Consider the following 25,817-nt stretch of genomic DNA (forward strand, 5'->3'; position numbering starts at 1 on the left):
GCGCTGATCGCCGCGGCGTCGGCGGCGCTGGCGTGGCGGCGCAGCCACCCGGCGGCGGTCCTGGTGGTCGCCGTGGCGGTGCCGCCGCTGAACTACCCTCGCCGCCGTCCAGCGCCGCGGTGAGCGAGCGCCGGTGCGCGGCCAGCGCGCGCCCGAGGGCGTCGACGGCCTCGGAGGCCAGGCCGTCCGCCTTGCGCACCGACTCGCCCGGGTCGTCGACGAAGGCGGCCTGGACCTCGTGCCACCGCTCCCGGAACCGCTCGGCCTCGGCCGGGTCGATCAGCTTCTCCTGAACGCCGCCGGACGCGGTGCCCGGGGCGCCGGGGACGGCGCCCGGCCGCTGGGGAGCGGCGTGCTTGGGCTCGCCGTTCTGGACGGGGGTCCCGATCGGGTCGGTGTCCCGGCTGGACGCCTTGACCTGGTTGGCCTCCTGGCTCGGGGTCTTGATCGCGCCCGCGTCCCTGACGGGGGTCCTGGCGCGGTCCGTGCCGCGGTGGGCCGGCACCTGGTCCGGGACCGTGTCCGGCACGGTCTCGGGCGCCTGCCCGCCGGGGGCGGTCGGTGCGGGTCCGGCGACGTGCCGGTCGTCGGTCGTCCCGGGTTCCGCCGTTCCCGCGGCGCCTGCGCGCTCGCCGGTGAGCGGCCCGGCGGCCGCGGGCGTTCCGGTCTCGGGTCGCCTGTGCTCCATCGGGTCAGCTCCTCATGGTTCGGTCGTCGCCGCGCTGCCCGGCGGCAGGGCCGGCGGGGGCGGCGGCGTGCTTGCCGGCGTGGTCGTCGGTGCGCTCCGCGGCGTGCTGCTCGGCGTGCGGAGCGGCGTGCTTCGCGGGGTTCCCCGGGGTGTGCTCCTCGCCCTTGCCGTGGTGGCCCTCGCCGTGCGGGGCGAGCAGCTCCTCGAACAGGGCGCGGTAGTGGACCATCGCCTGGCGCAGGTCCTCGGTGGAGGCCTCCTTGGTCGCGGCCTTCCCGCTGATGGTGTGGGCCCGCCGGTAGTGGTCCAGCGTGCGGCCGTGCTCGACCGACAGGTGGGCGACCTTCTCCTCGAAGCCGTGCGTGGGGTAGCCGCGCTCGCCCATCACCACCGTGACGAGCTGGTCGGCCTGCTCGACCGCCGCCTCGGGGGCGTCGACGAAGCGTTCCTGGACGCGGACCCACTGCTCGCGGTACTCCTCGCGGCGCCGGGGGTCGAGGTCGCGCAGCTCCAGCTCCTGGTGGCGCTGCTCGCGGGAGCGCAGCTCCCGCTCGGCGGCCGCGCGGCCGCCCTCGCGCTCCAGGACCCGGTCGTACTCGGGACCGAACCGCCGCCTGAGCCGCGCCGTGCGTGACCGGGTCGTGGCGAGGTACCCGGCCGCGGCGAGAACGGCGACGACCACCAGGGCGACGACGACCCAAATCGCGGTCGACATTGTTTCCTCCAACGTGCTGTCGGATCGAATGAGACGGCGATGCCCAGCCAAAGGCGTTCAAAACGAACCACCATAAAACGGTACGGATTTCCTGCGGCGTCACCGGCGCGCGTGTTGTGATTGGGGCGCTACCGGAACCCCGCGCCCCGCGGCGGGCGCGTTCGAATGGATGTGATGCGCGGTGCGCCACGCGTTCGGCCTCGTCCTCGGCGTCCTGCTCACCCCCGCGCTGGTGTACGGGGCGGCCTGGGGGTACGTCCAGGCCGGGCAGTCCTTCGACGGCACCGGGCAGGAGATCACCGACCGGACGCGCATCTACGGCGCGTTCGCCCTGCTCGCCGCCGTGGGCCTGGTGACGGGCGTCGTCATCGTCGCGCGGTGGGCGTCGCCGCTGGTCTCGCTGGTGCCGGCGCTGGCGCTGCTCGGCGCGTCCGCCTACTTCCTGGTCGACCCCGGCCACGCCCTCGACCTGCCCGGAAGGGTGCCGCCCGCCGGCGACATGGACTTCGGCCTGCGCATGCTGCTCGGGTCCGGCGTGTACGGGATGATGGGATTCGCGCTGCTGATGCCCGCCTGGGCGCCGCGGCGCTGGGGGTCGGGGCGACGGGAGGATCCCGCCGACGCGGACTTCTCCTCCGCCATGGGACGCTGACGGGCCGGGCCTCCGCGCGAGGCCCGGCCCGCGTCACCGCGTCCGTTCGGGTCAGACGGGCACGATCAGCCCTGCTTCGCGTTGCTGACGAAACGCGTGGTGTAGGTCTCGGCCAGGTCGATCTGCCCCTTCTTCTCCGCGACCTCGGGGGAGAACTGCGCCAGCACCTTCAGGACGTTCTCGGCGGCGTCCGGCTTCATCACGCCGTCCCCGTTGAACATGCTGATCGAGTCGCCGATCGCCTTCTCGTACAGCGCCGGATCGCCGCCCGCGTAGTCCTTCGGCATCTTCGCCGCGATCTCCGCGGGCTTGTGCTGCTTGATCCAGCCGAGCGTCTTGACGAAGGCGTTGGCGAGCTTCTGCACGGTCTCGCCGTGCGACTTCACGTACGCGCAGTCCATGTAGAGCGAGCTGGACGGGTACAGGCCGCCGAGCGCCCGGCGGGTGCCCTCCTCGGTGCGCATCTCGACCATGACCTTGGCCTTGCCGGTGCTGACGAGCTTGGCGATGGTCGGGTCGGTCGTCATGCCGGCGTCGATGCCGCCGTTCTCCATCGTGGCGATGAAGGTCTGGCCCGCGCCCGCCTTCACCGTCGTGTAGTCGGAGGTCTTGACGCCGTTGCGCACGGCCAGCGCGCGGGTGATGAAGTCGGTGGACGAGCCCGGGCTGGTCACGCCGAGCTTCTTGCCCTTGAACCCGGCCGGGGAGGTCAGGGAGCCCGCCTTGGACGCCGAGACCATCTCCGCCTCGCCGGGCACGTCCGCCATCTGCACGACGCTCTGCACGCACTTGCCCTTGGTCTGGAGATGGATGGCGTGGTCGTAGAAGCCGACGACGCCCTGGACGTCCCCGGAGATGAGCACGTTCTCGGCCTGCGCCCCGGCGGGCTCGGTGAGCAGCTGGACGTCCAGGCCCTGCTCCTTGAAGTAGCCGAGCTGCTCGGTCAGCTTGGCGGGCAGGTAGATGACCTTGTCGATGCCGCCGATCATGATTTTGACCGTGCCGCCGGAGCCGCCGTCCGAGCCGGAACCGGCGCGGGAGTCGCGGCAGGCGGACAGGGACGACAGGGCGGTGAGGGCGGCGAGCGCGGCTGCGCCGGCCCGGACGGAGGTGGTGGGCATGGCGGTTCTCCTGGTCGTGCGATGGGGGTGGGAAGGCCCGGGGGCGGGGCCGGGCGGGGTCAGATCTGGACGTCGTGCCCGGACGCGGCGGGGCGCCAGCGCAGCAGCCGGCCCTCCAGCAGCGTGAGCAGGTACTCGGCGAGCAGCGCCAGCACCGTGATGATGATCATTCCGGCGTAGATCCCGGCGGCGTCGAAGGTGCCCTGGGAGTGGTTGATGAGCAGGCCGAGGCCCCGGTCGGCGCCGGTGTACTCGCCGACGACCGCGCCGATGATGGCGAATCCGAACGCCGAGTGCAGCGAGGCGAGGATCCACGAGGTGGCGCTCGGCACCACGATCGTCCACAGCACCTGCGTCCGCCCCGCGCCGAGGATCCGCGCGTTGTTGACGAGGTTCCGGTCGACCTCGCGGGCGCCCTGGAAGGCGTTGAAGAAGACCGCGAAGAACACCAGCACGAACGCCGTGGCGATCTTGGACTGCATGCCGAGGCCGAACCAGATGATGAACAGCGAGGCCAGGATGATGCGCGGGATCGCGTTGACGGCCTTGATGAACGGGGCGCACACGTCCGACAGGAACCGGCTCCGGCCGAGCACGATGCCGAGCACGACGCCGCCCGCGGCGCCGAGCGCGAAGCCCGCGACCGCCTCCTGGAGCGTGACCGAGATCTGCTCCCAGATCGACCCCTGCGAGGTGCCCTCGGTGAACCAGTCGACGAGCCGCTCCCAGATCTTCGACGGCATCGAGTAGTAGAACGGGTCGATCCAGTTGCGCGCGGCCAGCTCCCACGACCCGAGCCAGACCACCACGAGCGCGACCCGGACGGCGGTGATGCCGAGGGTGCGGCGCAGCCCGGCCGTGCGCAGCCGCGCGATCGCGGCCACGTCGCCGTGCTCGCTCCGGTCCTCCGGAACGGCGTCGTCCGGAGCGGGCACGGGCCGGTCGGCGGTCTCCGCCGCCGGGGCGGTCTCCGCCTCGCGCGTCCTCGTCTCACGCCGCATGGCCGGCCCCTCTCTCGCGGGTGATCTGGACCTCTTCGCGCAGCGAGTCCCACACCTCGCGGTAGATGTCGAGGAAACCGCCGGTGAGCCGGACCTCCTCGGCGTCGCGCGGCCGCTCCAGCGGCACCTCGAACACGCTCTTGATCGTCGCGGGGCCCGCGGTCATGACCACGACCCGGTCGGACAGCACGAGCGCCTCCTCCAGGTCGTGCGTGACGAACACGACGGCGGCGCCGGACCCCGACCACAGGCGCAGCAGCTCGTCCTGCATGAGGCCGCGGGTCTGGACGTCCAGGGCGGAGAAGGGCTCGTCCATGAGCAGCACGGACGGCTCGTTGACGAGGGTCTGCGCCAGCGCGACGCGCTTGCGCATCCCGCCCGACAGCTGGTGGGGGTAATAGCCCTCGAAGCCGGCGAGGCCGACCCGCGCGACCCAGTCCCGGGCGCGGTCGCGCGCCTCCCGCTTGGAGGCGCCCCGGTAGCGGGGCCCCGCCGCGACGTTGTCCAGGACGGACCGCCACGGGAGGACGGCGTCGTTCTGGAACATGTAGCCGACCCCGTCGGGGATCCCGTCCACGGGCCTGCCGTGGACCAGGACCCGGCCGGCGGACGCCGGCTCCAGTCCGGAGACCAGGGACAGGGTGGTCGACTTCCCGCAGCCGGTCGGGCCGACCACGGCGACGAACTCGCCCGGCCCCACGGCCATGTGCAGGTCCCTGACCGCCGTGTGGACGCCGCCCGCCGACCGGAAGCGCTTGGTGGCGCCGTGCAGTTCGATCACGGGCCCGGCCGGTCGCCCGGCCCCGTCTCGCTTGGATGATGCTGATGTGGACACGGCGGCACCGTACGGATGTGGCGCGCGTCACCGGAACCCTTGCCCGCGATGTGCTCGCAAGCCGCGAATCCCCTCGTTAAGCGCGATACGCAGGGTTTTGCTCGTTCTGCTCGCCCGGGGGCTGGGCGGCCGGGCCGGCATGGTCTACGGTGCACGTCATGTCCGTCCGGCCCCGCATCACCTTCGCCCGCCAGGTGCTGATCCTGCAGGTCGGAGTGGTCGTGGTGGTGGCGGTCCTCGGGTACGGGCTGGTCGCCTGGATGCTCGACGGCCGGCTCCGCGACCAGTACGGCCAGCGGGCCCTCACGGTGGCGCGCAGCGTCGCCGCCGACCCGCGGATCGCGTCGGCGGTCGCCGCCGGCGACCGCGCCGGGCTCGTGCAGGACCGCGCCGAACGCGTCCGGGCCCGGACGGGGGCGCTGTTCGTCGTGGTGACCGACAACCGCGGCCTGCGGATGTCCCACCCGAACCCGCTGGAGCTCGGCAGGCACGTGAGCACCGACCCCTCCGACGCCCTGGCCGGGCGGGAGGTCGTCCGCGTCGAGCGCGGCACGCTCGGACTGTCCGCGCGCGGCAAGGTGCCGCTGTACGGCCCGGACGGGCGGATCCTCGGCGAGGTCAGCGTCGGGTTCGACGCCCGCGCCATCGACCGGGAGCTCGGCCACGTGCTGCGCGAGATGTCGCTGTTCGTCGCGGGCGCCGTCCTGCTCGGCGTGGTCGCCTCGGTCGCGATCGGCCGCCGGCTGAAGCGGCAGACGCTCGGCCTCGAACCCTACGAGCTGGTGGAGCTCGTCCACGAGCGGGAGGCGGTGCTGCACGGCGTCGGCGAGGGCGTCGTGGCCGTCGACACCGCGGGCCGGATCGCGGTCTGCAACGACGAGGCGTCCCGGCTGCTCGGCGTCGCCCTCAAGCGCGGCGCCCCCGCCGGGGATCTCGCCGCGGAGGGGACGCTGCGCGACGTCCTCACGGGACGCCGCGACGCCGCGAACCTGTTCGTCACCGCGGGGGAGCGCGTCCTGGTCGTCAACCGGCGGGAGGTCCGCAGGCACCGCCGCGACCTCGGCGCCGTCATCACCCTGCGCGACCGCACCGACCTGGAGACCCTCGCCCGCGAGCTGGACTCGGTCAGCACCCTCTTCGACGCCCTCCGCGCGCAGCGCCACGAGTACGCCAACCGGCTGCACACCCTCGCGGGCCTGCTCCAGCTCGGCCACAGCGAGGAGGCCGCCGACTACGTCGGCACCCTGATGGAGGACGCCGCGCGCCGCGCCCCGGCGCCCGACAACCTGCCCGACCCCGTCTCGGACCCCTACCTGCGGGCGTTCCTGTCGGCCAAGTCCGCCGTCGCCGCCGAGAAGGGCGTCCGGCTCGACATCGGCGCCGGCAGCTACGTGCCGGGCCGGGTCGCGGACCCTCTCGACGTGACGACCGTCGTCGGCAACCTCGTCGACAACGCCGTCGAGGCCGCGCGGCTCGGGCCGCGGCGGCCCGCCCGCGTCGAGGTCGAGCTGCTCGGCGACGGCCGCGACCTGCACGCCACCGTCACCGACTCCGGCGACGGGCTGCCGGACGGCCTGCGCGACGCCGTGTTCGACGACGGCGTCTCCACCCGCGACGCCGCGGCGGGCCGCTCGCGCGGGCTCGGGCTCGGCCTGGCGCGCCGCACCGCCCGCGCCCGCGGCGGCGACGTGACGTTCGTGGACGCGGGAACGGGCGGTCCCGGCGGCTGCGGGGCCGTGGCGGTCGCCCGCCTCCCCGGGGTGCTGGGCGCGGAGGCGGTGCGATGATCGACGTGCTCGTGGTGGACGACGACTTCCGCGTGGCGCAGGTCCACGCCGGGTTCGTGGCGGCGCTGCGGGGGTTCGCCGTCGCCGGGCTCGCGCACTCCGCCGCCCAGGCCAGGTCCATGGCCGCCGAGCTGCGGCCCGCCCTCGTCCTGCTGGACGTCTACCTGCCGGACGCCTCGGGCCTCACCCTGCTGCCCGACCTGGACGCCGACGTCATCATGGCGACGGCCGCCGCCGACCCCCGCGCCGTGCGCGAGGCCTTCCGGCACGGCGCCCTGCACTACCTGATCAAGCCGTTCACCGCCGCCGCGCTGAACGACCGCCTCACCGCCTACGCCCGGTACCGGGACGCCCTCGCGGGCGGGAGCGAGCTGTCCCAGGAGGACCTCGACGGCGCGGTCCGCGCCCTGTACGCGCCGCTGCACGCCCGCGCGCCCGCGCCCAAGGGCCGGTCGCCGGTGACGACGCGGCTGGTCTGCGACGCGTTGCGGCGGGCGGAGGAGCCGCGGTCCGCGGCCGAGATCGCCGACGAGGTCGGCATCTCCCGCGCCACCGCCCAGCGCTACCTCGCGGCGCTCGCCGAGGCCGGGCGGGTCGTGGTGACGCTGCGCTACGGCGCCACGGGCCGGCCGGAGCACCAGTACGCGTGGTCGCCCCGGTAGAGGCCGGCGAGGACGTCCTCGATGCCCGCCTCCCGCAGGGAGATGTCGCGGATGTCGTGGTCGCGGGCCAGCGCGGCGACCACGGCCGCCGCGTTCGCCGCGTTCGGCAGCCGGAGCCACTGCCGCGGCCCCTCGACCCGCTCCGCCTCGATCCCGTCCAGCGTGATCGGCGGGGCCGGCCGCGCGAGCTCCACGACCAGCAGCCGGTCGGCGTCCACGGTGCGGCGCAGCTCCTCCAGCCCGCCGTCGTAGGCGAGCCGGCCGTGGTCGATGATCAGGACGCGGCGGCAGAGCCGCTCGATGTCGCCGAGATCGTGCGTGGTCAGCAGGACCGTGGTGCCGCGCTCGGCGTTGACGCGTTCCAGGAATCCGCGGACGGTCGCCTTGCTCACCACGTCCAGGCCGATCGTCGGCTCGTCCAGGACGAGCAGTTCCGGGTCGTGCAGCAGCGCCGCCGCGAGGTCGCCCCGCATCCGCTGGCCGAGGCTGAGCTGCCGGACCGGGGTGTCCAGGAACGGCTCCAGCTCCAGCAGCGCGGTCAGCTCCGCCAGGCGCTCCCGGTGCGCGGCCGCCTCGACCCGGTAGAGCCGGCGGACGAGCGCCAGGCTGGCGCGCAGCGGCAGGTCCCACCACAGCGTCGTCCGCTGCCCGAACACCACCCCGATGCGGCGCGCGAGCGTCGTGCGGCGCCGTGACGGGTCCAGCCCGCACACCCGCAGGGTGCCCGACGACGCGGTGAGGATCCCGGTCAGCATCTTGATCGTCGTCGACTTCCCCGCCCCGTTCGGGCCGAGGTAGCCGACGAACTCGCCCCGCTCCACCGTGAACGACACCCCGTCCACCGCGCGCACCGTCCTGCGCCCCCGCCGCAGGACGCCCGAGCGTGTCCGCACGGTGAAGGCCTTGGCCACGTCCTCGGCCTCGATCATCGGCACCGGCAATCAGCTCCCTGTCGATCGGTAGTGGCGCAGGCCGGCCCGCCACGCGGCCGCCGCCGCCGCGCCCAGCGCCGCGGCGACCGCCGGGGAGGCGAACCGCGCCGCGCCCGGCAGCCCGAGCGGGTCCGGACGGTCCAGGACGTACAGCGCGGGCTGCCAGTTGACGAACGCCAGCGGCACGACGAACGTCACCCCGCGGACCAGGTCGCGGGCGAACACGGTCATCGGGTACTGGGTGAGGAACGCGCCGCCGTAGGTGAGCGACTTGCTCGCCCCGTGGCTGTCGACGAGCACGAACTGCACCGCGGCCGTCAGCACCCACAGCCCGCCGAAGATCGCCGCCCCGGACAGCACCATGACCGGGACCATCGCGAGCCGGCCCGGCGTCCAGTGGACGTCCAGGCGGCCGAGCGCGTACCCGAGCACCAGCACGGCCGGGACGAGCTTGCCGAGCCGCCGCGGCGTGAACCCCTCCGTCGCGATCTGGACCAGCGGGCTCACCGGGCGCACCAGCATCGCGTCCAGCGTCCCCTCCCGCACGTGCGCCCCGAGCCGCTCGGTCGACCCGAGGACGATGTCGGAGAGCGCGAAGGACAGGGCCGACGTGCCGTACAGGAACAGGACCTCGGACACGCCGAACCCGGCGATGCGCGGCGCCCGCGAGAACAGCACCATGATGGCGACCGCGTCCAGGACGGAGACGACCGCCGTGGCCAGGCCCAGCAGCACCATCGACACCGGGTACTGCGCCGCCGCCCGGATCCACGTCCAGGCGAGCAGCCCGTACACGCGCAGCGCGCCGGGCGCCGCGGGGTCAGCCACCGTGGACCACCAGCCTGCGCCGCGCCGCCCGCGTCGCCAGCGCGCCCGCCCCGAGCAGGACGGCCGCCCACCCCGCCTGGAACGCCAGCGCGCCGGCCAGGCCGGCGCCGCCGTACCGGCCGAGGAACACGTCCGCCGGCACCTGGATCTGCGCCGCCCACGGCAGGAGCTCGGCGGTCCGGCCGAGCCGCCCGGGGAACACGACGAGCGGCAGGATCATCCCGGAGAAGAACAGCGACATCACGAGCGTGACGGCGCTCAAACCCCGGTCGTCGTGCAGCCAGAACATCCCCATCGCCACCAGGTAGCGCAGCCCGAAGCTCACCAACGTCGCCAGGACCAGCGCCACCGCGAACGCGGCCAGGTGCGCCGGACCCGGCCAGCGGAACGGGAACGCCAGGGCGCCCGCCAGCAGCGGCGGTCCCGAGCGCAGCACCAGCGAGCTCGCGGCGCGGCCGAGGTCGTGGGCCAGCCACCAGCTCTGCAGCCCGGCGGGGCGGTGCAGGTCGATCGCGACGTCGCCGTTGCGGATGCGCTCCGTCAGCTCCATCCCGCCGAAGATCTGCACCGGCCCGATCAGCGCCTGGGTGACGAAGCAGAAGGTCACGGCGTCGGCGGCCGTGTACCCGCCGAGCGACGGCCGGACCTCCCACAGCGCCAGCAGAACGTAGGCGCGCAGGAAGCCGAACATCATGTTGGTGAGCGACTCGGTCAGGGACCCGAGCGGATAGGCGGTGTGACGGCGGAACCCGTACCACCACACCCACGGAAGGACGCCCACTTGCCGGAAGCCTAGACGGGCGCCCCACCCGCGACCACGTACTTTCGCACATAGACGGGCCCCCGGCGGGTCGCGCCGGGGGCCGGTCCACGTGCGGGACGTGCTCAGCCCTGCGGGATCTCGGGCTTGACGGGGGAGTAGAGCCAGTCCTTGAAGAACCCGCTCAGGTCCTGCCCGGCGACCCGCTGCGCCAGCGCCGTGAACTGCTCGGTCCTGGCGTTGCCGTACTTGTGCTGCGCGTACCACGTCCGGAGCAGGGTGAAGAACCTGTCGTCACCGATCTTCTCCCGGAGGAACTGCAGCATCATGCCGCCGCCGCTGTACACGCGGTCGTTGAACATGGTGTCGCGCTGCGGGTCGGCGGTCAGCACCGACCAGTACGGGCGTCCCGCCGCGTCGGGGAACGGGCGGGCGGCGTAGGTGGCGCGGGCCGCGTCGTGCACGGAGCGGCCGCCGCGCACCTCGGTGTAGTACCACGCGGCCCAGGTGGCGAAGCTCTCGTTCAGCCAGACGTCCTTCCACCGCGCGGGCGAGACCGCGTCGCCGTACCACTGGTGCGCCAGCTCGTGCGCGATCGTGCCGGTGCTCCGCACGGCCGAGTACACGGGCTTGCTCTGCGTCTCCAGGGAGAACCCGAGCGGCTGGCCGTTGAAGCGGGCGTCGTCGGCGATCGCGCCGGTGCTGCCGAACGCGTACTCCCCGAACGTCTTGGACCAGAGGTCGGTGACCTCGCTGGTGGTGTCGTAGAAGAAGCTCACCGCGTCCGGCTGGGCGGCGAGCAGCTCGGGGTCGACGGCCGTGTAGTTGGGGACGCCGCGCGGCGTCCGGCCCTGCCTCACGTCCCACCTGCCGATGTCGATCGTGGTGAGGTAGCTGGCCATCGGGCTGTCCTCGCGCCACTTGAAGACCTCGGCGGGGGTCTTGGACGCGCGGCGGCTGAAGCCCGCGACGGCGGAGCGGTGCCCCGCCGGGCGGCCGTTGGCGACGGCCGTCAGGCCCTTCGGCACCGTGATCGTGTAGTCGTAGGTGGCCTTGTCGCTCGGGTGGTCGTTGACGGGGAACCAGGTGCTGGCGCCGTTCGGCTCGCCGCCGACGAACGCGCCGTCGGGGGTGTGCAGGAAGCCGTAGGGGGACCCGAAGACGATCGGCGAGCCCACGATGGTCTGCGGCACGCCGCCGTACCTGATGACCGCGGTGAAGGTCCGGCCCTTGCGCAGCCCGTGCCGGGGCGTGATGACCAGCTCCTGGCCGCGCCGCTGGTAGCGGGCCTGGCCGTGGTCGACCCAGACCTTGTCGACGTCCATCCCGGACAGGTCGAGGTCGAACCGCGACAGGTTCTGGGTGGCGCGCGCGGTCACGGTCACGGTGCCGTCGAGCTGGTCGTAGTCGGGGTCGTAGCGCAGGTCCAGCGAGTAGTGGCGGACGTCGTAGCCGCCGTTGCCCTCCAGCGGGAAGTAGGAGTCGCCGACGCCGGGGGCGCCGGGGGTGAAGCGCCCGTACTGGCCCTGCCCGTCCGCGGAGGCGGCGGGCGCGAGCGCGACGACGCTCACCGCGGCGACGGCGAGCGGAAGCATCCGGCCGGGGATCGCCCGGGACCGGATGAACCGGGGGTCACGCGCCATCAGGGGTCCTCTCTCAGGGAGATCGACTAGCGGGGCTCACGATGCGCCCGCCCGGCGGCCTTTGTCGAGATCCGTTGCCGAATGTGGCCGGAACGTGAGGGGCGCACGAGGGTGGTGAGAGGGACGGCGCGGGGGTGTGCCGGGACGCCGTAAGGCCCCCGCGGGTGTAGGAACGCGGGGGCCTTAGGGGTCCTGGGGATCAGGCCGGAGAGCGGGGCCGGCGGCGCCGGCCGGCGTGGGTCAGTGGAACTGGCCCTCTTCCGTCGAGCCCTTCAGCGCGGTGGTGGAGGAGTCCGGGTTGATCGCGGTGCTGACCATGTCGAAGTAGCCGGTGCCGGCCTCGCGCTGGTGCTTGACCGCGGTGAAGCCCTTCTCGGCCGCCGCGAACTCGCGCTCCTGGAGGTCGACGTAGGCGGTCATGCCCTCGCGGGCGTAGCCGTGCGCCAGGTCGAACATGCCGTAGTTGAGCGCGTGGAACCCGGCCAGGGTGATGAACTGGAACTTGAAGCCCATGTGGCCGAGCTCGCGCTGGAACTTGGCGATGGTCGCGTCGTCCAGGTGCGCCTTCCAGTTGAAGGAGGGCGAGCAGTTGTAGGCCAGCATCTGGTCCGGGTACTCGGCCTTCACGGCCTCGGCGAACCGGCGCGCCTGCTCCAGGTCCGGGGTGCCGGTCTCCATCCAGATGAGGTCGGAGTACGGCGCGTAGGCCTTGGCGCGGGCGATGCAGGGCTCGATGCCGTTGCGGACGCGGTAGAAGCCCTCGGCGGTGCGCTCGCCGGTGGTGAACTCGCGGTCGCGCTCGTCCACGTCCGTCGTGATCAGGGTCGCGGCCTCGGCGTCGGTCCGCGCGATGATCAGAGACGGCACGTTGGAGATGTCCGCCGCGAGGCGGGCCGTGTTGAGGGTCTTGACGTGCTGCGAGGTCGGGATGAGGACCTTGCCGCCGAGGTGGCCGCACTTCTTCTCGGAGGCCAGCTGGTCCTCCCAGTGCACGCCCGCGGCGCCCGCGGCGATCATGCCCTTCATCAGCTCGAAGGCGTTCAGCACGCCGCCGAAGCCGGCCTCGGCGTCGGCCACGATCGGGGCGAGGAAATGCGTGTCGCCCTCACCCTCGGCCCACTGCACCTGGTCGGCGCGCAGCAGCGCGTTGTTGATGCGGCGCACGACGGCCGGAACCGAGTTCGCCGGGTAGATGCTCTGGTCCGGGTAGGTCTGGCCCGCCAGGTTGGCGTCCGCCGCGACCTGCCAGCCGGACAGGTAGATGGCCTTCAGGCCGGCCTTGACCTGCTGGACGGCCTGCAGCCCGGTCAGCGCGCCGAGGGAGTGGACGTAGTCCTCCTCATGCAGGAGGGTCCAGAGCCGCTCGGCGCCGAGACGCGCGAGAGTGTGCTCCTCCTGGACCGATCCGCGGATCCGGACGACGTCCTCGGCCGTGTAGGTCCGCTCGACGCCCTTCCAACGCGGGTCGGACTCCCACTGCCGCTGCAGCTCCTCGGCTGCGCCCTTGAGGCGACTGTCGCTCATCTTCTCGCCCTTCCGTGTCGTCCCCTGGGTGCTTGCTCACGACTATGCCCCCGGTGCAAGCCCGTTATGAACTCGCGAGTAACGAAAGAAGTGCGATATTTCCGCTATGATGAAGCTGTGACGACCTTGCGGACAGAAGAACCTCTCAACTTGACGAGCGACGTTGATCTCGTCACGTTCGGGCAGCGGCTCCGCCATCTGCGGCGCGCCCGCGGCCTGACGCTGTCGGAGCTCGGCGAGCGCGTGGGCCGCGCCCCGTCCCAGCTCTCCCTGCTGGAGAACGGACGGCGCGAGCCCAAGCTGTCGCTGCTGCAGGCCCTCGCCGCCGCGCTGGAATGCCCGGTGGAGGAGCTCCTGCGCCGCCAGCCCCCCAGCCGGCGCGCCCAGCTGGAGATCCAGCTGGAGGAGGCGCAGCGCGACCCGCTGTACCGGACGCTCGGCCTGTCGCACCTGAAGGTCGGCAAGCGCATGCCGAACGAGGTCATCGAGCACATCCTCGCGCTGTACGGCGAGCTCCGGCGCAGCCGTACCAAGCCCACCGCGAGCCCCGAGGAGGCCCGCAAGGCCAACGCCGAGCTGCGCCGCCAGATGCACGAGCGCGGCAACCACTTCGCGGACATCGAGCACGTCGCGTCCCAGACCCTCGACGCGGTCGGGTACCGGCGCGGCGCGGTCTCGCAGGGGCTGCTGATGACGCTGGTCGGGCACTTCGGCTTCAGCCTCCAGTACGTCCAGGACCTGCCGCGCTCGGTCCGGTCGATCACCGACCTGCGCAACCGGCGGATCTACCTGGAGCGCGAGCAGCTCGGCATGCACACGCCGCGGACGATCCTGCTGCAGACCCTCGGGCACATCGCCCTCGACCACGACCAGCCGCGCGACTTCGCCGACTTCCTGCGCCAGCGCGTCGAGGCCAACTACTTCGGCGCCGCGATCCTGATGCCCGAGCGCAGCGTCGTCCCGTTCCTGCAGGAGGCCAAGGCCGCCCGGGAGCTGTCGGTGGAGGACCTGGCGGACGTCTTCTCCGTCTCCTACGAGATGGCCGCGCACCGCTTCACCAACGTCGCGACCCACCACCTCGACCTCCAGCTGCACTTCACCAAGAACGACGAGAACGGCACGATCTACAAGGCGTACGCCAACGACGGCCTGGCCTTCCCCCAGGACGAGGACGGCGCGATCGAGGGCCAGCGGATGTGCCGGGAGTGGGCCGGGCGGCACGTGTTCGGCGCCGCGGACCGCTTCTCCGTCTACTACCAGTACACCGACACCCCGAACGGGACGTACTGGTGCCTGTCGCACATCGACCCCAGCCACGAGCGCGACTTCGCGATCACGCTGGGCGTCCGGTTCGAGGACTCCCGCTGGTTCCGCGGCCGGGAGACGACCCGGCGGGTCAGGTCGGCCTGCCCGGACGGCGACTGCTGCCAGCGTCCCCCGAAGGCGCTGTCGGACCGGTGGGAGGGGATGGCCTGGCCGTCGGCGCGCGCCCACTCGCACGTCCTGTCGGTCCTCCCGCCGGGGGCGTTCCCCGGTGTCGACGAGGCCGACGTCTACGAGTTCCTGGACCGGCACGCCGCCGAGTGACGGGCGTGTCCTGACCCCGTGGCCCGGCGCGGACGGCGTCCGCCCGCGTGTTACCCGTGGTAACTCCGAATGGTGCTACCGTTGGTAACACGCGATATTGGAGAGAGGGTCAATTAATCATGACGAGCGCGGAGCAGACGCCGTTCTCGCTGGAGCCCAGCGAGGACGTTCGCGAGGTCAGGGACTGGGTGCACGAGTTCGCCAAGGACGTCATCCGCCCCGCCGCGGAGGAGTGGGACGAGCGCGAGGAGACCCCCTGGCCGCTGATCCAGGAGGCGTCCAAGGTCGGCATCTACTCGCTCGACTTCTTCGCCACCCAGTGGCTGGAGCCGACCGGGCTCGGCATTCCGGTGGCGTTCGAGGAGCTGTTCTGGGGCGACGCGGGCATCGCCCTGTCGATCGTGGGAACCGGCCTCGCCGCCGCGTCCGTCGCCGCCGTGGGCACCCCGGAGCAGGTCAGCGAGTGGGTGCCGCAGATGTTCGGCAGCGCCGACGACATCAAGCTCGGCGCGTTCTGCGCCTCCGAGCCCGACGCGGGCAGCGACGTCGGCTCGATCCGCACCCGCGCCGTGTTCGACGAGGCCAAGGACGAGTGGGTGCTGAACGGCACCAAGACCTGGGCGACCAACGGCGGCATCGCCGACGTCCACGTGATCGTCGCCTCGGTGCACCCCGACCTCGGCAGCCGCGGCCAGGCCAGCTTCATCGTCCCGCCGAACACCCCGGGCCTGCGGCAGGGCCAGAAGTTCAAGAAGCACGGCATCCGCGCCTCCCACACCGCCGAGGTGATCCTGGACGACGTCCGGATCCCGTCCCACCTGATCGTCGGCGGCAAGGACCGGTTCGACGAGCGCATCGCGCGCAGCCGCGAGGGCAAGAGCTCCAAGGGCCAGGCCGCGATGAAGACCTTCGAGACGACCCGCCCGGCCGTCGGGGCCATGGCCCTCGGCGTCGGCCGCGCCGCCTACGACTACGCCCTCGAGTACGCGCGGGAGCGCGAGCAGTTCGGCAGGAAGATCGGAGACTTCCAGGCCGTCGCCTTCAAGCTGGCCGACATGAAGTGCCGCCTGGACGCCGCCCGCCTCATGGTGTGGCGGGCCGCCTGGATGGCCCGCACCGGCAAGGACTTCGAGAACGCCGAGGGCTCGATGGCCAAGCTGATGGCCAGCGAGATGTCGGTCCACGTCACCGAGGAGGCCATCCAGATCCTCGGCGGCAACGGCTACACCCGCGAGTACCCGGTCGAGCGCATGCACCGCGACTCCAAGATCTTCACCATCTTCGAGGGCACCTCGGAGATCCAGCGCCTGGTGATCGGCCGCACCGTCACGGGCCTCCCCGTCAGGTAGCAGCCGACCTGCACAGACGGCCGGGCCGCCTTGTTCGAAGACGCCCAGGCGCCCCGGCCGTCTTCCCGGCTCCACACCCCCGCACCTCATCGGTTACGTTGGGTGTGTGGAGGAGAACCTCGCCGTGGAGCGGATCGTCGACGTCGCTACCAGGCTCTTCGCCGAGCTTGGCTTCGACGGGACCCCGGTCGAGCTGGTGGCCGAAGCCGCCGGGGTGGACACCGCCACGCTCACGGCGCTCACGGGCGGCAAGACCGAGCTGTACAAGACCGTGATGCTGCGAGTGCATGAGGCCGAGGTGCAAATGGTGCAGGCCGCGCTGGCCTCGACTCCTCGCACGCCGGCGGGGCTGACCGAGCTGGCGGACGCCTACCTGGACTTCCACGTCAGCAACCCGCACACCTCGATGCTGTGGATGCACCGCTGGATGGGCGACGCGTCGGCCACCGCCGAACTCGACGTCCGATACCGCGGACCGATCATCACCATGGTCACCGACGCGGTCGGCCCCATGGCGCCCGAGGACGTCCAGACCGACTTCGTCACCTGGACGATCATCTGGTCGGTCGCGGGCTTCATCACCGGCGGGATGCTGCACAGCGACCACTCACCGGCCCGGGCCGCCCCGGACGAGTCCGCCATCTCGCCCGAGACGCTGGAAGAGTTCCGCACCAACCTGCATGCGCTCGTCCTGCGCATGTACGGCCCCAAGAACTACCCCTGATCCACCCGCTCCGGAAGCGTCCGGTCTGCCGGGTCCCAGAACGCCTCGAACGCCCCGCGCGGCGAGCCGACCAGGCCGCGCCGTCGGCGAACCAGACGAGGAATCGCACCGCTTCCCAGGCCGCCGCGGCGGGCCGGGCAGAGCCGCCGAGTACTGGTTACCGCCCCGCCGACCGCCCGGAACGGAAACCGAGAGCCCCGAAGCGACGACCACCCGCACGGTGGACGAGCCGTCGAGCCCGGAGGAATGACTGGGGGCTGGGCGCAAACGCTGATAAAAAGCCGTAACCCCCATGAGACCCTGCCGCCGCCAAAGGACAAAGAATGGCCGAAGATCCCGGCGCCTCCACCGCCCCGCCGTCCAACACCGCCCCCGGCGGCCCGCCGCCTCACCGCTGGAGTGGCCGGTGAGTGACACCACGGCGCTCGGTGACCGGATGAAGGCGTACGAGCAGGCCACCCGCACGATCCTGCCGCGCCGCACCTACACGGTCGTGCGGGTCGACGGCCGGTCGTTCCACTCGTTCCTCCGGCACGCGGACCGGCCGTTCGACGACGCCGTCATGGCCGCGATGAACACCGTTGCCGAGGCCCTCTGCGCGGACATGTCGGGTGCGGTGTTCGCCTTCACCCAGTCCGACGAGTGCTCGGTGCTGCTGAGCGACTTCGCGGGGACGGGCACGGAGCCGTGGTTCGGCGGGGTGATCCAGAAGATGGCCTCGGTCGCGGCGTCGACGGCGACGGTCGCGTTCAACGACGCGTACGCGCCCGCGAGTGGTGCGCCGCCGGCGTCCCGGGCGACGTTCGACGCGCGGGTGTTCACGATCCCGGGCCAGGTGGACGTCGCGAACTACTTCCTGTGGCGGCAGCGCGACGCCGTCCGGAACAGCATCTCGATGGCGGCGCAGGCGCACTTCTCCCACAAGCGGCTCCACAAGATCGGCACCGGCGAGATGCAGGAGCTGCTGTGGAGCGAGGCCGGGGTGAACTGGAACGACTACCCGGCAGGCTGCAAGCGCGGGCGGGTCACGGTGCGGCGGACGGGGGAGCGGCCGGTGACCTACACCGACCGCCGGACCGGGAACCAGGTGACGACCACGGCGATCCGGTCGTGGTGGGAGACCGACGCCGCCCCGCACTTCACCGCCGACGCCGGCGGTTGGCTCGCTGAAACCGTCCCGCCGCTTCCCGCGCTGGCCGGGGAGCGCCGGGACTGACCCGCACCTCCTGGAGGCCGGGCAGGTGAGAGCCCTGCCTGCCGACGCGCGCCGCGGACGGCAGGCTCCGGGAGCCGGGCGACGGCCGTCGGTCGGTCGTCGCCCGGCGCCGGGTCGCTCTGCGGTGAATCCGCGGCACCGCCGCCATGGCGGCGGTGCCGCGCATCGCCGTCGGAGCTAGGCCGCGGCCCCCACCAGGCCGTGCGGGTCGAGGATGTACTTGCGCGCCGCGCCCCGGTCGAACTCGGCGTAGCCCTGCGGCGCCTGCTCGAGCGGGATGACCGACGCGTTGACGTTCTGGGCGATCTGCACCCGGTCGTGAAGGATCGCCATCATCAGCTGCCGGTTGTACTTCATCACCGGGCACTGGCCCGTGACGATGTACTGCGACTTGGCCCAGCCGAGGCCGATCCGCAGCCCGAGCTGGCCCACCCTCGCGTTCTCGTCCGACGCGCCCGGGTCCCCGGTGACGTACAGGCCGGGGATGCCGAGCCCGCCGGCGGTGCGGGTGACCTCCATGAGCGTGTTGAGGACGGTCGCCGGCTGCTCCGTCCTCGCTCCCTCGTGCCCCTGGCCGCGCGCCTCGAACCCGACGCAGTCGACGGAGGCGTCCACCTCGGGGACGCCGAGGATCTGCTCGATCTGCGCGCCGACGTCGCCGTGCTCCGACAGGTCGATCGTCTCGCAGCCGAAGCCGCGGGCCTGCTCCAGCCGCTGCGCGTTCATGTCGCCGACGATGACGACGGCGGCGCCGAGCAGCAGGCAGGCGGTGGCGCTCGCGAGGCCGACCGGTCCCGCGCCCGCCACGTACACGGTCGAACCGGTCGTGACGCCGGCGGTGTAGGCGCCGTGGTATCCGGTGGGGAAGATGTCCGACAGCATCGCCAGGTCGGGCAGCTTCTCCATCACGGTGTCGCGGTCGGCCGGGAACTTGAGCAGGTTGAAGTCGGCGTACGGGACGACCGCGTACGCGGCCTGGCCGCCGTGCCAGCCGCCCATGTCGACGTAGCCGTAGGCGGCGCCCGGGCGCTCCCGGTTGACGTTCTCGCACACGCCGGTGTTGCGTTCCTTGCAGTTGCGGCAGCGGCCGCACGCGATGTTGAACGGGACGCTGACGAGGTCGCCCTCCTTGATGAACTCGACGTCCCGGCCCGTCTCGATCACCTCGCCGGTGATCTCGTGGCCGAGCGTCAGCCCGGCGGGCGCGGTCGTCCGGCCGCGCACCATGTGCTGGTCGGAGCCGCAGATATTGGTCGCCAGGACCTTCAGGATGACGCCGTGCTGCAGCTTGCGCCCGCCCTGTTCGGCCAGTTCGAGCTTGGGGAAGTCCAGGTCCTCGACCGTGACCTCGCCCGGCCCCTGGTACACGACGCCTCGATTGGTGTCAGCCACGTCCTCTCCTTCCAGGTGGAGGGTCGGCTCGCAGGCGCCCGGAACGGCGGCCCGTGCTCGTCGCCCCCGTCCTCGGACGTCACGGGTGTCCACAATGGGTACGTCCGAGATGTACCCGGTTTCGTGCTTTTAGTCCGTTTTTCTTGCGCGAGCGCCAGGAGCCCGGACCTCGCGGGCCCGGCGGTGAAAGCTTGCGTTCTGGGTCTTGACGGACGAAATGTTCACGCTCACAATCGGCCCTACGCATCAGATGCCGGGCGCCGGCGCGAGGGCGGAGGAGGAGACGGTGGCGGACCACGGCTCGTCGAATCCACCGATCATGGCCGACGTCGCCCAGCTGGCGGGGGTGTCGCACCAGACGGTGTCGCGGGTGGTCAACGACCACCCGAACGTCTCGGCGCGGACCCGCGCCCGGGTGCTGGCGGCCATCGCCGAGCTCGGCTACCGGCCGAACTCGGCGGCCCGGACCCTGGTGACCCGGCGCTCCAGGACGCTCGGCGTGGTCAGCTTCGAGTCCACGCTCTACGGCCCGGCCTCGATGCTGCACGGCATCGAGCAGGCCGCCAGGAACGCCGACTTCTTCGTCAGCATCGTCAGCCTGCGGGCGATCACGCAGCGCGCCCTGCTGGACGCGGTCGGACGGCTGGCGGAGCAGGCCGTCGAAGGAGTCGTGGTGATCGCCCCGCACATCTCGACCAACGACGTGCTGGCGCAGGCCGGCCGGCTCGTGCCGCTGGTGGGGGCCGGGTGCGGGCCGACCGCGGGGGTTCCGATGGCGGCCATCGACCAGCGCGCCGGCGCCGTGGCGGCCACCCGCCACCTGCTCGATCTCGGGCACCGCACCGTCCACCACATCGCGGGCCCCGCGACCTGGCTCGACGCGGTCGGCCGGGCCGACGGCTGGCGCGCGACCCTGACCGAGGCCGGAGCGGCGGTGCCGGAGACGCTGACCGGTGACTGGAGCGCCCGGTCGGGCTACGAGGCCGGCCGGCGGCTCGCGGAGGACCCCGCGGTCACGGCCGTGTTCTGCGCCAACGACCACATGGCCCTGGGCGTCCTGCGCGCCCTGCACGAGGCCGGCCGCCGGGTTCCCGAGGACGTCGGCGTGGTCGGCTTCGACGACATCCCGGAGGCCGCCTACTTCATCCCGCCGCTGTCCACGGTGCGCCAGGACTTCGGCGAGCTCGGCCGCCGTTCGCTGGAGCTGCTGGTGCAGCGCCTGGGCGGCTCCCCGGGGCCGCCGGGGAATGTGCTGATCCCGCCGGAGCTGGTGGTGAGGTCCAGCGCCCGGCCGGCCCCGCGCCCCTGACCCGACCGATGCCCCCGTACTCCAGCGATGAGGAAATTGTGAGCGCTAACAACGAGCAGGCCGCCTGCGTCGTCGGCGTCGACTTCGGCACGCTGTCCGGCCGGGCGGTCGTCGTCCGGGTCGCCGACGGCGCCGAGCTCGGCGGCGCCGTCCACGACTACGCCGACGCGGTGATCGAGAGTGCCCTGCCCGGCACGGGGGAGCCGCTCCCGCCCGACTGGGCGCTGCAGAATCCCGCGGACTGGCGGGCAGTGCTGAGCACCGCCGTCCCCGCGGCCGTCGCCGAGGCCGGGGTGGACCCGGCGCGCATCATCGGGATCGGCACCGACTTCACGTCCTGCACGGTGCTTCCCGTCCGGTCGGACGGCACCCCGCTGTGCGAGCTCCCGGAGACGGCCGCCCGGCCGCACGCCTGGCCGAAGCTGTGGAAGCACCATGCGGCGCAGCCGCAGGCCGACCGCATCACCGCGCTGGCGCACGAGCGGGGGGAGAAGTGGATCGCGCGGTATGGCGGGCGGGTCTCCTCGGAGTGGCAGTTCGCCAAGGCGCTGCAGGTCCTGGAGGAGGACCCGGACACCTACCGGCGTACGGAGCGCTGGATCGAGGCGGCGGACTGGATCGTCTGGCAGCTGGCCGGCCGCGAGACGCGCAACGCCTGCACGGCCGGCTACAAGGGCCTCTACCAGGACGGCGGCTACCCTTCCGCCGGCTACCTGGCCGCGCTGCACCCCGGCTTCGCCGACTTCGCGGCCACGCGGCTGGCCCATCCGCTCTCCCCGCTGGGGTCGCGGGTGGGGACGCTGACCGCCGAGGCGGCCCGCCTGACCGGCCTGCCGGAGGGCGTCGCGGTGGCCGCCGGGAACGTCGACGCCCATGTGACCGCGCCGGCCGCCCGCGCGGTCGGCGACGGCAGGCTGCTGGCGATCATGGGGACGTCGACCTGCCACGTGGTCAACAGCGCGGTCCTCGCCGAGGTGCCGGGGATCTGCGGCGTCGTGGACGGCGGCATCACCGCCGGGGCCTACGGCTACGAGGCCGGGCAGAGCGCGGTCGGCGACGTCTTCGCCTGGTGGACCCGCATGACCGGACGGGACCACGCCGAACTGGCGGCGGCGTCCGCGGACGCGCCCGTCGGCTCGCACGGGCTGGTGGCCCTGGACTGGATGGGCGGCAACCGCTCGGTCCTGGTCGACCACCACCTGTCGGGCGTGATCGCGGGAATGACCCTGGCCACCCGGCCGGAGGAGGTCTACCGCGCGCTCATGGAGGCGACGGCCTACGGCACCCGGGTCATCGTCGAGGCCTTCGAGGCGGCCGGGGTCCCGGTCGAGGAGTTCGTCGTCGCCGGCGGGCTGAAACGCAACGCGGCGCTGATGCAGACCTACGCCGACGTCCTGCGCCGGCCGGTCTCCATCGCGGCCTCCGACCAGGCGCCGGCGCTCGGCGCCGCCATCCACGCCGCGGTCGCGGCGGGCGCCTACCGGGACGTGCCCGAGGCCTCGGCGGCGATGGGCCGGGTGGTCACCGCGGCCTACGCGCCGGATCCGGTCCGGTCCCGCGCCTACGACCTCCTCTACGCGGAGTACCGCGAACTGCACGACCACTTCGCGGCCCGGGGCGGCGGGAGCAGCGAGATCCTGCACCGGCTGCGCCGGCTGCGCAACGACGCGCTCGGCTCGGAAGGGGACCTGTGATGCCCGGCACGCACGACGAGGCGGTCCGCGCGCTGCGGCGGACCGTCAGCGATCTGCACGCCGAACTCGTCAGGTACGGACTGGTCGTGTGGACGGCCGGCAACGTCTCCGCCCGGGTGCCCGGCCGCGACCTGATGGTGATCAAACCCAGCGGCGTCTCGTACGACGACCTGTCCCCGGAGGCGATGGTGGTCTGCGACCTCGAAGGCGGGGTCGTCGAGGGCGACCTGCGGCCGTCGAGCGACACCGCCGCGCACGCCTACGTCTACCGGCACATGCCCGAGGTCGGCGGGGTGGTGCACACGCACTCCGCGTACGCCTGCGCCTGGGCCGCGCGCGGGGAGCCAGTGCCCTGCGTCCTCACGGCCATGGCCGACGAGTTCGGCGCGGAGATCCCCCTCGGCCCCTTCGCGCCCATCGGCGACGACTCGATCGGGCGCGGCGTCGTCGGCACGCTCCGGGGCCACCGCTCCCCAGCGGTGATCATGCGCAACCACGGCGTCTTCACCATCGGCGCGGACGCGCGGGCCGCGGTCAAGGCCGCGGTGATGTGCGAGGACGCGGCGCGCGCGGTGCACCTCGCCCGCCAGCTCGGCGACCCCGTCCCGCTGCGGCCCGAGGACATCGACCGCCTGCACCACCGCTACCAGAACGTCTACGGACAGCGTCCTTGACCCGCGAAGGGAGCAGCCCAGCGATGGCACCGACCATCTGGTTCCTCACCGGAAGCCAGTCCTTGTACGGCGAGGACACGCTCCGCCAGGTCGCCGAGCAGTCGCAGCGGATCGCCCGGGCCCTGGACGAGGATCCGGGCATCCCGGCGGCGGTGCGGTGGCGCCCGGTGCTCACCGGCGCGGAGGCCATCCGGCGGACGATGCTCCAGGCGAGCGCGGACGACGACTGCGTCGGGGTCATCACCTGGATGCACACGTTCTCGCCCGCCAAGATGTGGATCGCCGGGTTGAACGCCCTGCTCAAGCCGCTGCTGCACCTGCACACCCAGGCGAACGTGGCGCTGCCGTGGGCGAGCATCGACATGGACTTCATGAACCTCAACCAGGCCGCGCACGGCGACCGGGAGCACGCCCACGTCCAGACCCGGCTCGGCACGGCGCGCACCACGGTGGCCGGGCACACCACCGACCCCGCGGTGCGCGCGCGGATCGCCTCGTGGGTCCGGGCCGCCCGGGGCTGCGCCGACCTGCGGACGCTGCGGCTCGCCCGCTTCGGCGACAACATGCGGGACGTCGCCGTCACCGAGGGCGACAAGGTCGAGGCGCAGATCCGGTTCGGCGCCTCGGTCAGCGCCTTCGGCGTGAACGACCTCGTCGCGGCCGTCGACGCGGTGCCGGACCACCGGGTCGGCGAGCTCGCCGAGGAGTACGAGCAGGCGTACGCCGTCGTCCCGGAACTGCGGTCCGGCGGCGAACGGCACCCGGCGCTGCGCGACGCCGCGCGCATCGAGCTCGGGCTGCGCGACTTCCTCACCGCCGGGTCCTACCAGGCGTTCACCACCAACTTCGAGGACCTCGGCGGGCTGACACAGCTGCCGGGCATCGCCGTGCAGCGCCTGATGGCCGACGGCCACGGCTTCGGCGCCGAGGGGGACTGGAAGACGGCCCTGCTGCTGCGGGCCCTCAAGAGCGCCGCCGCGGGACTGCCCGGCGGCACCTCCTTCATGGAGGACTACACCTACCACCTCGTGCCGGGCAGGGAGCTCGTCCTGGGCGCCCACATGCTGGAGGTCTGCCCCTCCATCGCCGCCGGCGTGCCCGCCTGCGAGGTGCACCCGCTGTCCATCGGGGGACGGCAGGACCCGGTCCGGCTCGTGTTCGACGCGGCGCCGGGACCGGGCCTCGTCGTCGGGCTGGCCGACCTCGGCGACCGGTTCCGGCTGGTCGCCAACGAGATCGACCTGGTGACACCCCCCGAGCCGCTGCCCCGGCTGCCGGTGGCCCGGGCCGTGTGGGCGCCCCGCCCGGACTTCCGCACCTCGACCGAGGCGTGGCTGTCGGCCGGGGGACCGCACCACACGGTGCTGTCCCAGGCGGTCACCATCGAGATCCTGACCGACCTCGCCGAGATGACGGGCGTGGAACTGCTCGTCATCGACGGCGAGACCGACGTCGCCCGGTTCCGCCGCGAGATGCGCTGGAACCAGGCGTACCACCGCCTGGCGCAAGGCTTCTAGCCGCCAGGACCCCCCACCCCCGAGATCTGTGAGGAAACCCGTCCCATGACCAGATCACGCTTCGCGGTAAGGCTGGTCGCGCTGGCCGTGCTCGCCGGCGCCGCGATCGGCGGATTCGCCCCCTCGTCCACGGCGTCCGGCCGCCACCTCAAGCCCGGGATCGGCAAGGACCTGTTCGGCACGATGCCCGACGGCACCAAGGTCTGGCGCTACACCCTGACCAACGGCTCGATGCGCATCCGGGTGATCACCTACGGCGGCATCATCCAGACCATCGAGACGCCCGACCGGCACGGCAGGCTCGCCAACGTCACCCTGGGCTTCCCGACCCTCTCCGACTACCTCACCAAGAACAGCACCTACTTCGGGGCGCTCATCGGCCGGTACGGCAACCGCATCGCCAAGGGCCGGTTCACGCTCGACGGGCACGCGTACCAGCTGACCACCAACAACAACGGGAACACGCTGCACGGCGGCACGACCGGCTTCGACCAGCGCGTCTGGTCCGCGATCCCGGTCACGACCGGCGGCGGCGTCGCGCTCCGGCTGTCCCACACCAGCCCTGACGGCGACCAGGGATTCCCCGGCACCCTCAAGACCGACGTCACCATCTCCGTCACGCGGCACAACGCCATCCGGTTCGACTACCGCGCCACCACCGACAAGCCGACCGTCGTCAACCTCACCAACCACTCCTACTTCAACCTGTCGGGAGAGGGCAGCGGCACGGTCTACGACCACCGGCTCCAGATCAACGGTTCCCGGTACACCCCCGTCGGCTCGGCGGAGCTCATCCCGACCGGCCGGATCGCCCCGGTGCACGGCACCCCGCTGGACTTCACCCGGCCCACCGCGATCGGCGCCCGCATCCGGACCGGCTTCGACCAGCTCCTCCACGGCCAGGGCTACGACCACAACTTCGCCCTCGACGGCTCCGGCTGGAAGGTCGCGGCGCGCGTCCAGGATCCCGCCAGCGGCCGCACCCTGGCCATCTCCACCGACCAGCCCGGGCTCCAGTTCTACTCGGGCAACTTCCTCGACGGCACGCTGGTCGGCACCGGCGGCCGCGTCTACCGGCAGGGCGACGGGTTCGCGCTGGAGACCCAGCACTTCCCCGACTCGCCGAACCAGGCGGGCTTCCCCTCGACGGAGCTCGACCCCGGCCAGACCTACCACTCCACGACCGTCTACCAGTTCGGAGCCTGAC

General features: G+C 72.6%; 23 protein-coding genes. 12 read left to right on the top strand and 11 right to left on the bottom strand.

All coding sequences use genetic code 11. The annotated features are described in order from the left end of the window. The coding region (locus ABWI04_RS27710) for a hypothetical protein (protein ID WP_353834287.1) at window positions 1–688 on the bottom strand (688 nt) is incomplete at its 3' end. 4 nt (window positions 689–692) lie between these two features. After that, complete coding sequence (locus ABWI04_RS27715; protein ID WP_345176014.1) at window positions 693–1,403, bottom strand: hypothetical protein; 711 nt, start codon at window positions 1,401–1,403, stop codon at window positions 693–695. Window positions 1,404–1,584: 181 nt separating this feature from the next. On the opposite strand from ABWI04_RS27715, the gene ABWI04_RS27720 reads away from it, so the two are divergent. Beyond that, the gene (locus ABWI04_RS27720; protein WP_345176012.1) at window positions 1,585–2,055 is read left to right on the top strand and encodes a hypothetical protein; all 471 of its coding nucleotides are present in this window, start codon (window positions 1,585–1,587) and stop codon (window positions 2,053–2,055) included. A 65-nt stretch (window positions 2,056–2,120) separates the two neighbouring features. Here the strand turns inward: ABWI04_RS27720 and ABWI04_RS27725 are convergent, their stop codons facing one another. From ABWI04_RS27725 to ABWI04_RS27735, 3 genes are read right to left on the bottom strand one after another with little or no spacing between them, the layout of a single operon-like run. Further along, a complete protein-coding gene (locus ABWI04_RS27725; RefSeq protein WP_345176010.1) occupies window positions 2,121–3,176 on the bottom strand; it encodes an ABC transporter substrate-binding protein in 1,056 nt (351 codons plus the stop codon). Window positions 3,177–3,235: 59 nt separating this feature from the next. Then, entirely contained in the window at window positions 3,236–4,177 is a 942-nt protein-coding gene (locus ABWI04_RS27730; RefSeq protein WP_345176009.1) for an ABC transporter permease, read from the bottom strand. Next, a complete protein-coding gene (locus ABWI04_RS27735) occupies window positions 4,167–4,958 on the bottom strand; it encodes an ABC transporter ATP-binding protein (protein WP_345176006.1) in 792 nt (263 codons plus the stop codon). The genes ABWI04_RS27730 and ABWI04_RS27735 overlap by 11 nt, the downstream gene beginning before the upstream one ends. Before the next feature lie 212 nt (window positions 4,959–5,170). Here ABWI04_RS27735 and ABWI04_RS27740 point away from each other — a divergent pair, with 212 nt between their 5' ends. Beyond that, entirely contained in the window at window positions 5,171–6,799 is a 1,629-nt protein-coding gene (locus ABWI04_RS27740; protein WP_345176004.1) for a sensor histidine kinase, read from the top strand. Beyond that, window positions 6,796–7,461 carry a response regulator gene (locus ABWI04_RS27745; RefSeq protein ID WP_345176001.1) on the top strand — a complete coding sequence of 222 codons (666 nt, stop codon included), beginning with the start codon at window positions 6,796–6,798 and terminating at the stop codon, window positions 7,459–7,461. Before ABWI04_RS27740 ends, ABWI04_RS27745 begins: the two co-directional genes overlap by 4 nt. Here ABWI04_RS27745 and ABWI04_RS27750 read toward each other — a convergent pair. The 5 genes from ABWI04_RS27750 to aceA all read right to left on the bottom strand — a co-directional run bounded on the left by ABWI04_RS27750 (window position 7,410) and on the right by aceA (window position 13,148). Next, window positions 7,410–8,390: an ABC transporter ATP-binding protein gene (locus tag ABWI04_RS27750; RefSeq protein WP_345176355.1), complete on the bottom strand. Its 981-nt coding sequence runs from the start codon at window positions 8,388–8,390 to the stop codon at window positions 7,410–7,412. The genes ABWI04_RS27745 and ABWI04_RS27750 overlap by 52 nt on opposite strands. 12 nt (window positions 8,391–8,402) lie before the next feature. Next, a complete protein-coding gene (locus ABWI04_RS27755) occupies window positions 8,403–9,221 on the bottom strand; it encodes an ABC transporter permease (RefSeq protein ID WP_353834288.1) in 819 nt (272 codons plus the stop codon). Continuing rightward, window positions 9,214–10,002: an ABC transporter permease gene (locus tag ABWI04_RS27760; protein WP_345175996.1), complete on the bottom strand. Its 789-nt coding sequence runs from the start codon at window positions 10,000–10,002 to the stop codon at window positions 9,214–9,216. The genes ABWI04_RS27755 and ABWI04_RS27760 overlap by 8 nt, the downstream gene beginning before the upstream one ends. Before the next feature lie 104 nt (window positions 10,003–10,106). Beyond that, on the bottom strand, window positions 10,107–11,624 hold the full coding sequence (locus ABWI04_RS27765; RefSeq protein WP_345175995.1) for a M1 family metallopeptidase: 1,518 nt from the start codon (window positions 11,622–11,624) through the stop codon (window positions 10,107–10,109). A 240-nt stretch (window positions 11,625–11,864) separates the two neighbouring features. Continuing rightward, on the bottom strand, window positions 11,865–13,148 hold the full coding sequence (gene aceA, locus ABWI04_RS27770; protein WP_345175993.1) for an isocitrate lyase: 1,284 nt from the start codon (window positions 13,146–13,148) through the stop codon (window positions 11,865–11,867). A gap of 150 nt (window positions 13,149–13,298) precedes the next feature. Between aceA and ABWI04_RS27775 the strand changes: the two genes are divergently transcribed. The 4 genes from ABWI04_RS27775 (at window position 13,299) to ABWI04_RS27790 (ending at window position 18,024) form a co-directional block, all read left to right on the top strand. Next, window positions 13,299–14,735: a helix-turn-helix domain-containing protein gene (locus tag ABWI04_RS27775; protein ID WP_345175990.1), complete on the top strand. Its 1,437-nt coding sequence runs from the start codon at window positions 13,299–13,301 to the stop codon at window positions 14,733–14,735. Window positions 14,736–14,854: 119 nt separating this feature from the next. Next, the gene (locus ABWI04_RS27780) at window positions 14,855–16,084 is read left to right on the top strand and encodes an acyl-CoA dehydrogenase family protein (protein ID WP_345175988.1); all 1,230 of its coding nucleotides are present in this window, start codon (window positions 14,855–14,857) and stop codon (window positions 16,082–16,084) included. Window positions 16,085–16,190: 106 nt separating this feature from the next. Next, window positions 16,191–16,808 (top strand): TetR/AcrR family transcriptional regulator, encoded by a 618-nt coding sequence (locus ABWI04_RS27785; RefSeq protein WP_345175987.1) that lies wholly within the window; start codon window positions 16,191–16,193, stop codon window positions 16,806–16,808. 406 nt (window positions 16,809–17,214) lie between these two features. Then, complete coding sequence (locus tag ABWI04_RS27790) at window positions 17,215–18,024, top strand: tRNA(His) guanylyltransferase Thg1 family protein (RefSeq protein ID WP_353834289.1); 810 nt, start codon at window positions 17,215–17,217, stop codon at window positions 18,022–18,024. Between the two features lie 177 nt (window positions 18,025–18,201). On the opposite strand, the gene fdhA is transcribed toward ABWI04_RS27790, so the two are convergent. Further along, window positions 18,202–19,416, bottom strand: a complete 1,215-nt coding sequence (gene fdhA, locus ABWI04_RS27795; RefSeq protein WP_345175982.1) for a formaldehyde dehydrogenase, glutathione-independent — start codon at window positions 19,414–19,416, stop codon at window positions 18,202–18,204. Between the two features lie 319 nt (window positions 19,417–19,735). On the opposite strand from fdhA, the gene ABWI04_RS27800 reads away from it, so the two are divergent. The 5 genes from ABWI04_RS27800 to ABWI04_RS27820 are packed head-to-tail and all read left to right on the top strand — an operon-like array spanning window position 19,736 to window position 25,816. Further along, entirely contained in the window at window positions 19,736–20,725 is a 990-nt protein-coding gene (locus ABWI04_RS27800) for a LacI family DNA-binding transcriptional regulator (protein WP_502913175.1), read from the top strand. A gap of 38 nt (window positions 20,726–20,763) precedes the next feature. Then, entirely contained in the window at window positions 20,764–22,419 is a 1,656-nt protein-coding gene (locus ABWI04_RS27805; protein ID WP_360354752.1) for a ribulokinase, read from the top strand. Next, window positions 22,419–23,093, top strand: a complete 675-nt coding sequence (locus ABWI04_RS27810; RefSeq protein WP_345175979.1) for an L-ribulose-5-phosphate 4-epimerase — start codon at window positions 22,419–22,421, stop codon at window positions 23,091–23,093. The genes ABWI04_RS27805 and ABWI04_RS27810 overlap by 1 nt, the downstream gene beginning before the upstream one ends. A 23-nt stretch (window positions 23,094–23,116) precedes the next feature. Next, window positions 23,117–24,610 carry an L-arabinose isomerase gene (gene araA / locus ABWI04_RS27815; RefSeq protein ID WP_345175977.1) on the top strand — a complete coding sequence of 498 codons (1,494 nt, stop codon included), beginning with the start codon at window positions 23,117–23,119 and terminating at the stop codon, window positions 24,608–24,610. Between the two features lie 45 nt (window positions 24,611–24,655). Next, the gene (locus tag ABWI04_RS27820) at window positions 24,656–25,816 is read left to right on the top strand and encodes an aldose epimerase family protein (RefSeq protein WP_345175975.1); all 1,161 of its coding nucleotides are present in this window, start codon (window positions 24,656–24,658) and stop codon (window positions 25,814–25,816) included. Window position 25,817: the final 1 nt, after the last annotated feature.

This window comes from Actinomadura sp. NPDC000929 (genome assembly GCF_040492065.1).
GTDB classification, from domain to species: domain Bacteria; phylum Actinomycetota; class Actinomycetes; order Streptosporangiales; family Streptosporangiaceae; genus Spirillospora; species Spirillospora verrucosospora.

What these genes read in the sequence shown, in the direction of transcription:
- ABWI04_RS27715 (WP_345176014.1), bottom strand. Translation starts at nt 1,403, where the DNA reads ATGTCGACCGCGATTTGGGTCGTCGTCGCCCTGGTGGTCGTCGCCGTT.
- ABWI04_RS27725 (WP_345176010.1), bottom strand. Translation starts at nt 3,176, where the DNA reads ATGCCCACCACCTCCGTCCGGGCCGGCGCAGCCGCGCTCGCCGCCCTC.
- ABWI04_RS27730 (WP_345176009.1), bottom strand. Translation starts at nt 4,177, where the DNA reads ATGCGGCGTGAGACGAGGACGCGCGAGGCGGAGACCGCCCCGGCGGCG.
- ABWI04_RS27740 (WP_345176004.1), top strand. Translation starts at nt 5,171, where the DNA reads ATGTCCGTCCGGCCCCGCATCACCTTCGCCCGCCAGGTGCTGATCCTG.
- ABWI04_RS27745 (WP_345176001.1), top strand. Translation starts at nt 6,796, where the DNA reads ATGATCGACGTGCTCGTGGTGGACGACGACTTCCGCGTGGCGCAGGTC.
- ABWI04_RS27750 (WP_345176355.1), bottom strand. Translation starts at nt 8,390, where the DNA reads ATGATCGAGGCCGAGGACGTGGCCAAGGCCTTCACCGTGCGGACACGC.
- ABWI04_RS27765 (WP_345175995.1), bottom strand. Translation starts at nt 11,624, where the DNA reads ATGGCGCGTGACCCCCGGTTCATCCGGTCCCGGGCGATCCCCGGCCGG.
- aceA (WP_345175993.1), bottom strand. Translation starts at nt 13,148, where the DNA reads ATGAGCGACAGTCGCCTCAAGGGCGCAGCCGAGGAGCTGCAGCGGCAG.
- ABWI04_RS27780 (WP_345175988.1), top strand. Translation starts at nt 14,855, where the DNA reads ATGACGAGCGCGGAGCAGACGCCGTTCTCGCTGGAGCCCAGCGAGGAC.
- ABWI04_RS27800 (WP_502913175.1), top strand. Translation starts at nt 19,736, where the DNA reads ATGGCCGACGTCGCCCAGCTGGCGGGGGTGTCGCACCAGACGGTGTCG.
- ABWI04_RS27810 (WP_345175979.1), top strand. Translation starts at nt 22,419, where the DNA reads ATGCCCGGCACGCACGACGAGGCGGTCCGCGCGCTGCGGCGGACCGTC.
- araA (WP_345175977.1), top strand. Translation starts at nt 23,117, where the DNA reads ATGGCACCGACCATCTGGTTCCTCACCGGAAGCCAGTCCTTGTACGGC.
- ABWI04_RS27820 (WP_345175975.1), top strand. Translation starts at nt 24,656, where the DNA reads ATGACCAGATCACGCTTCGCGGTAAGGCTGGTCGCGCTGGCCGTGCTC.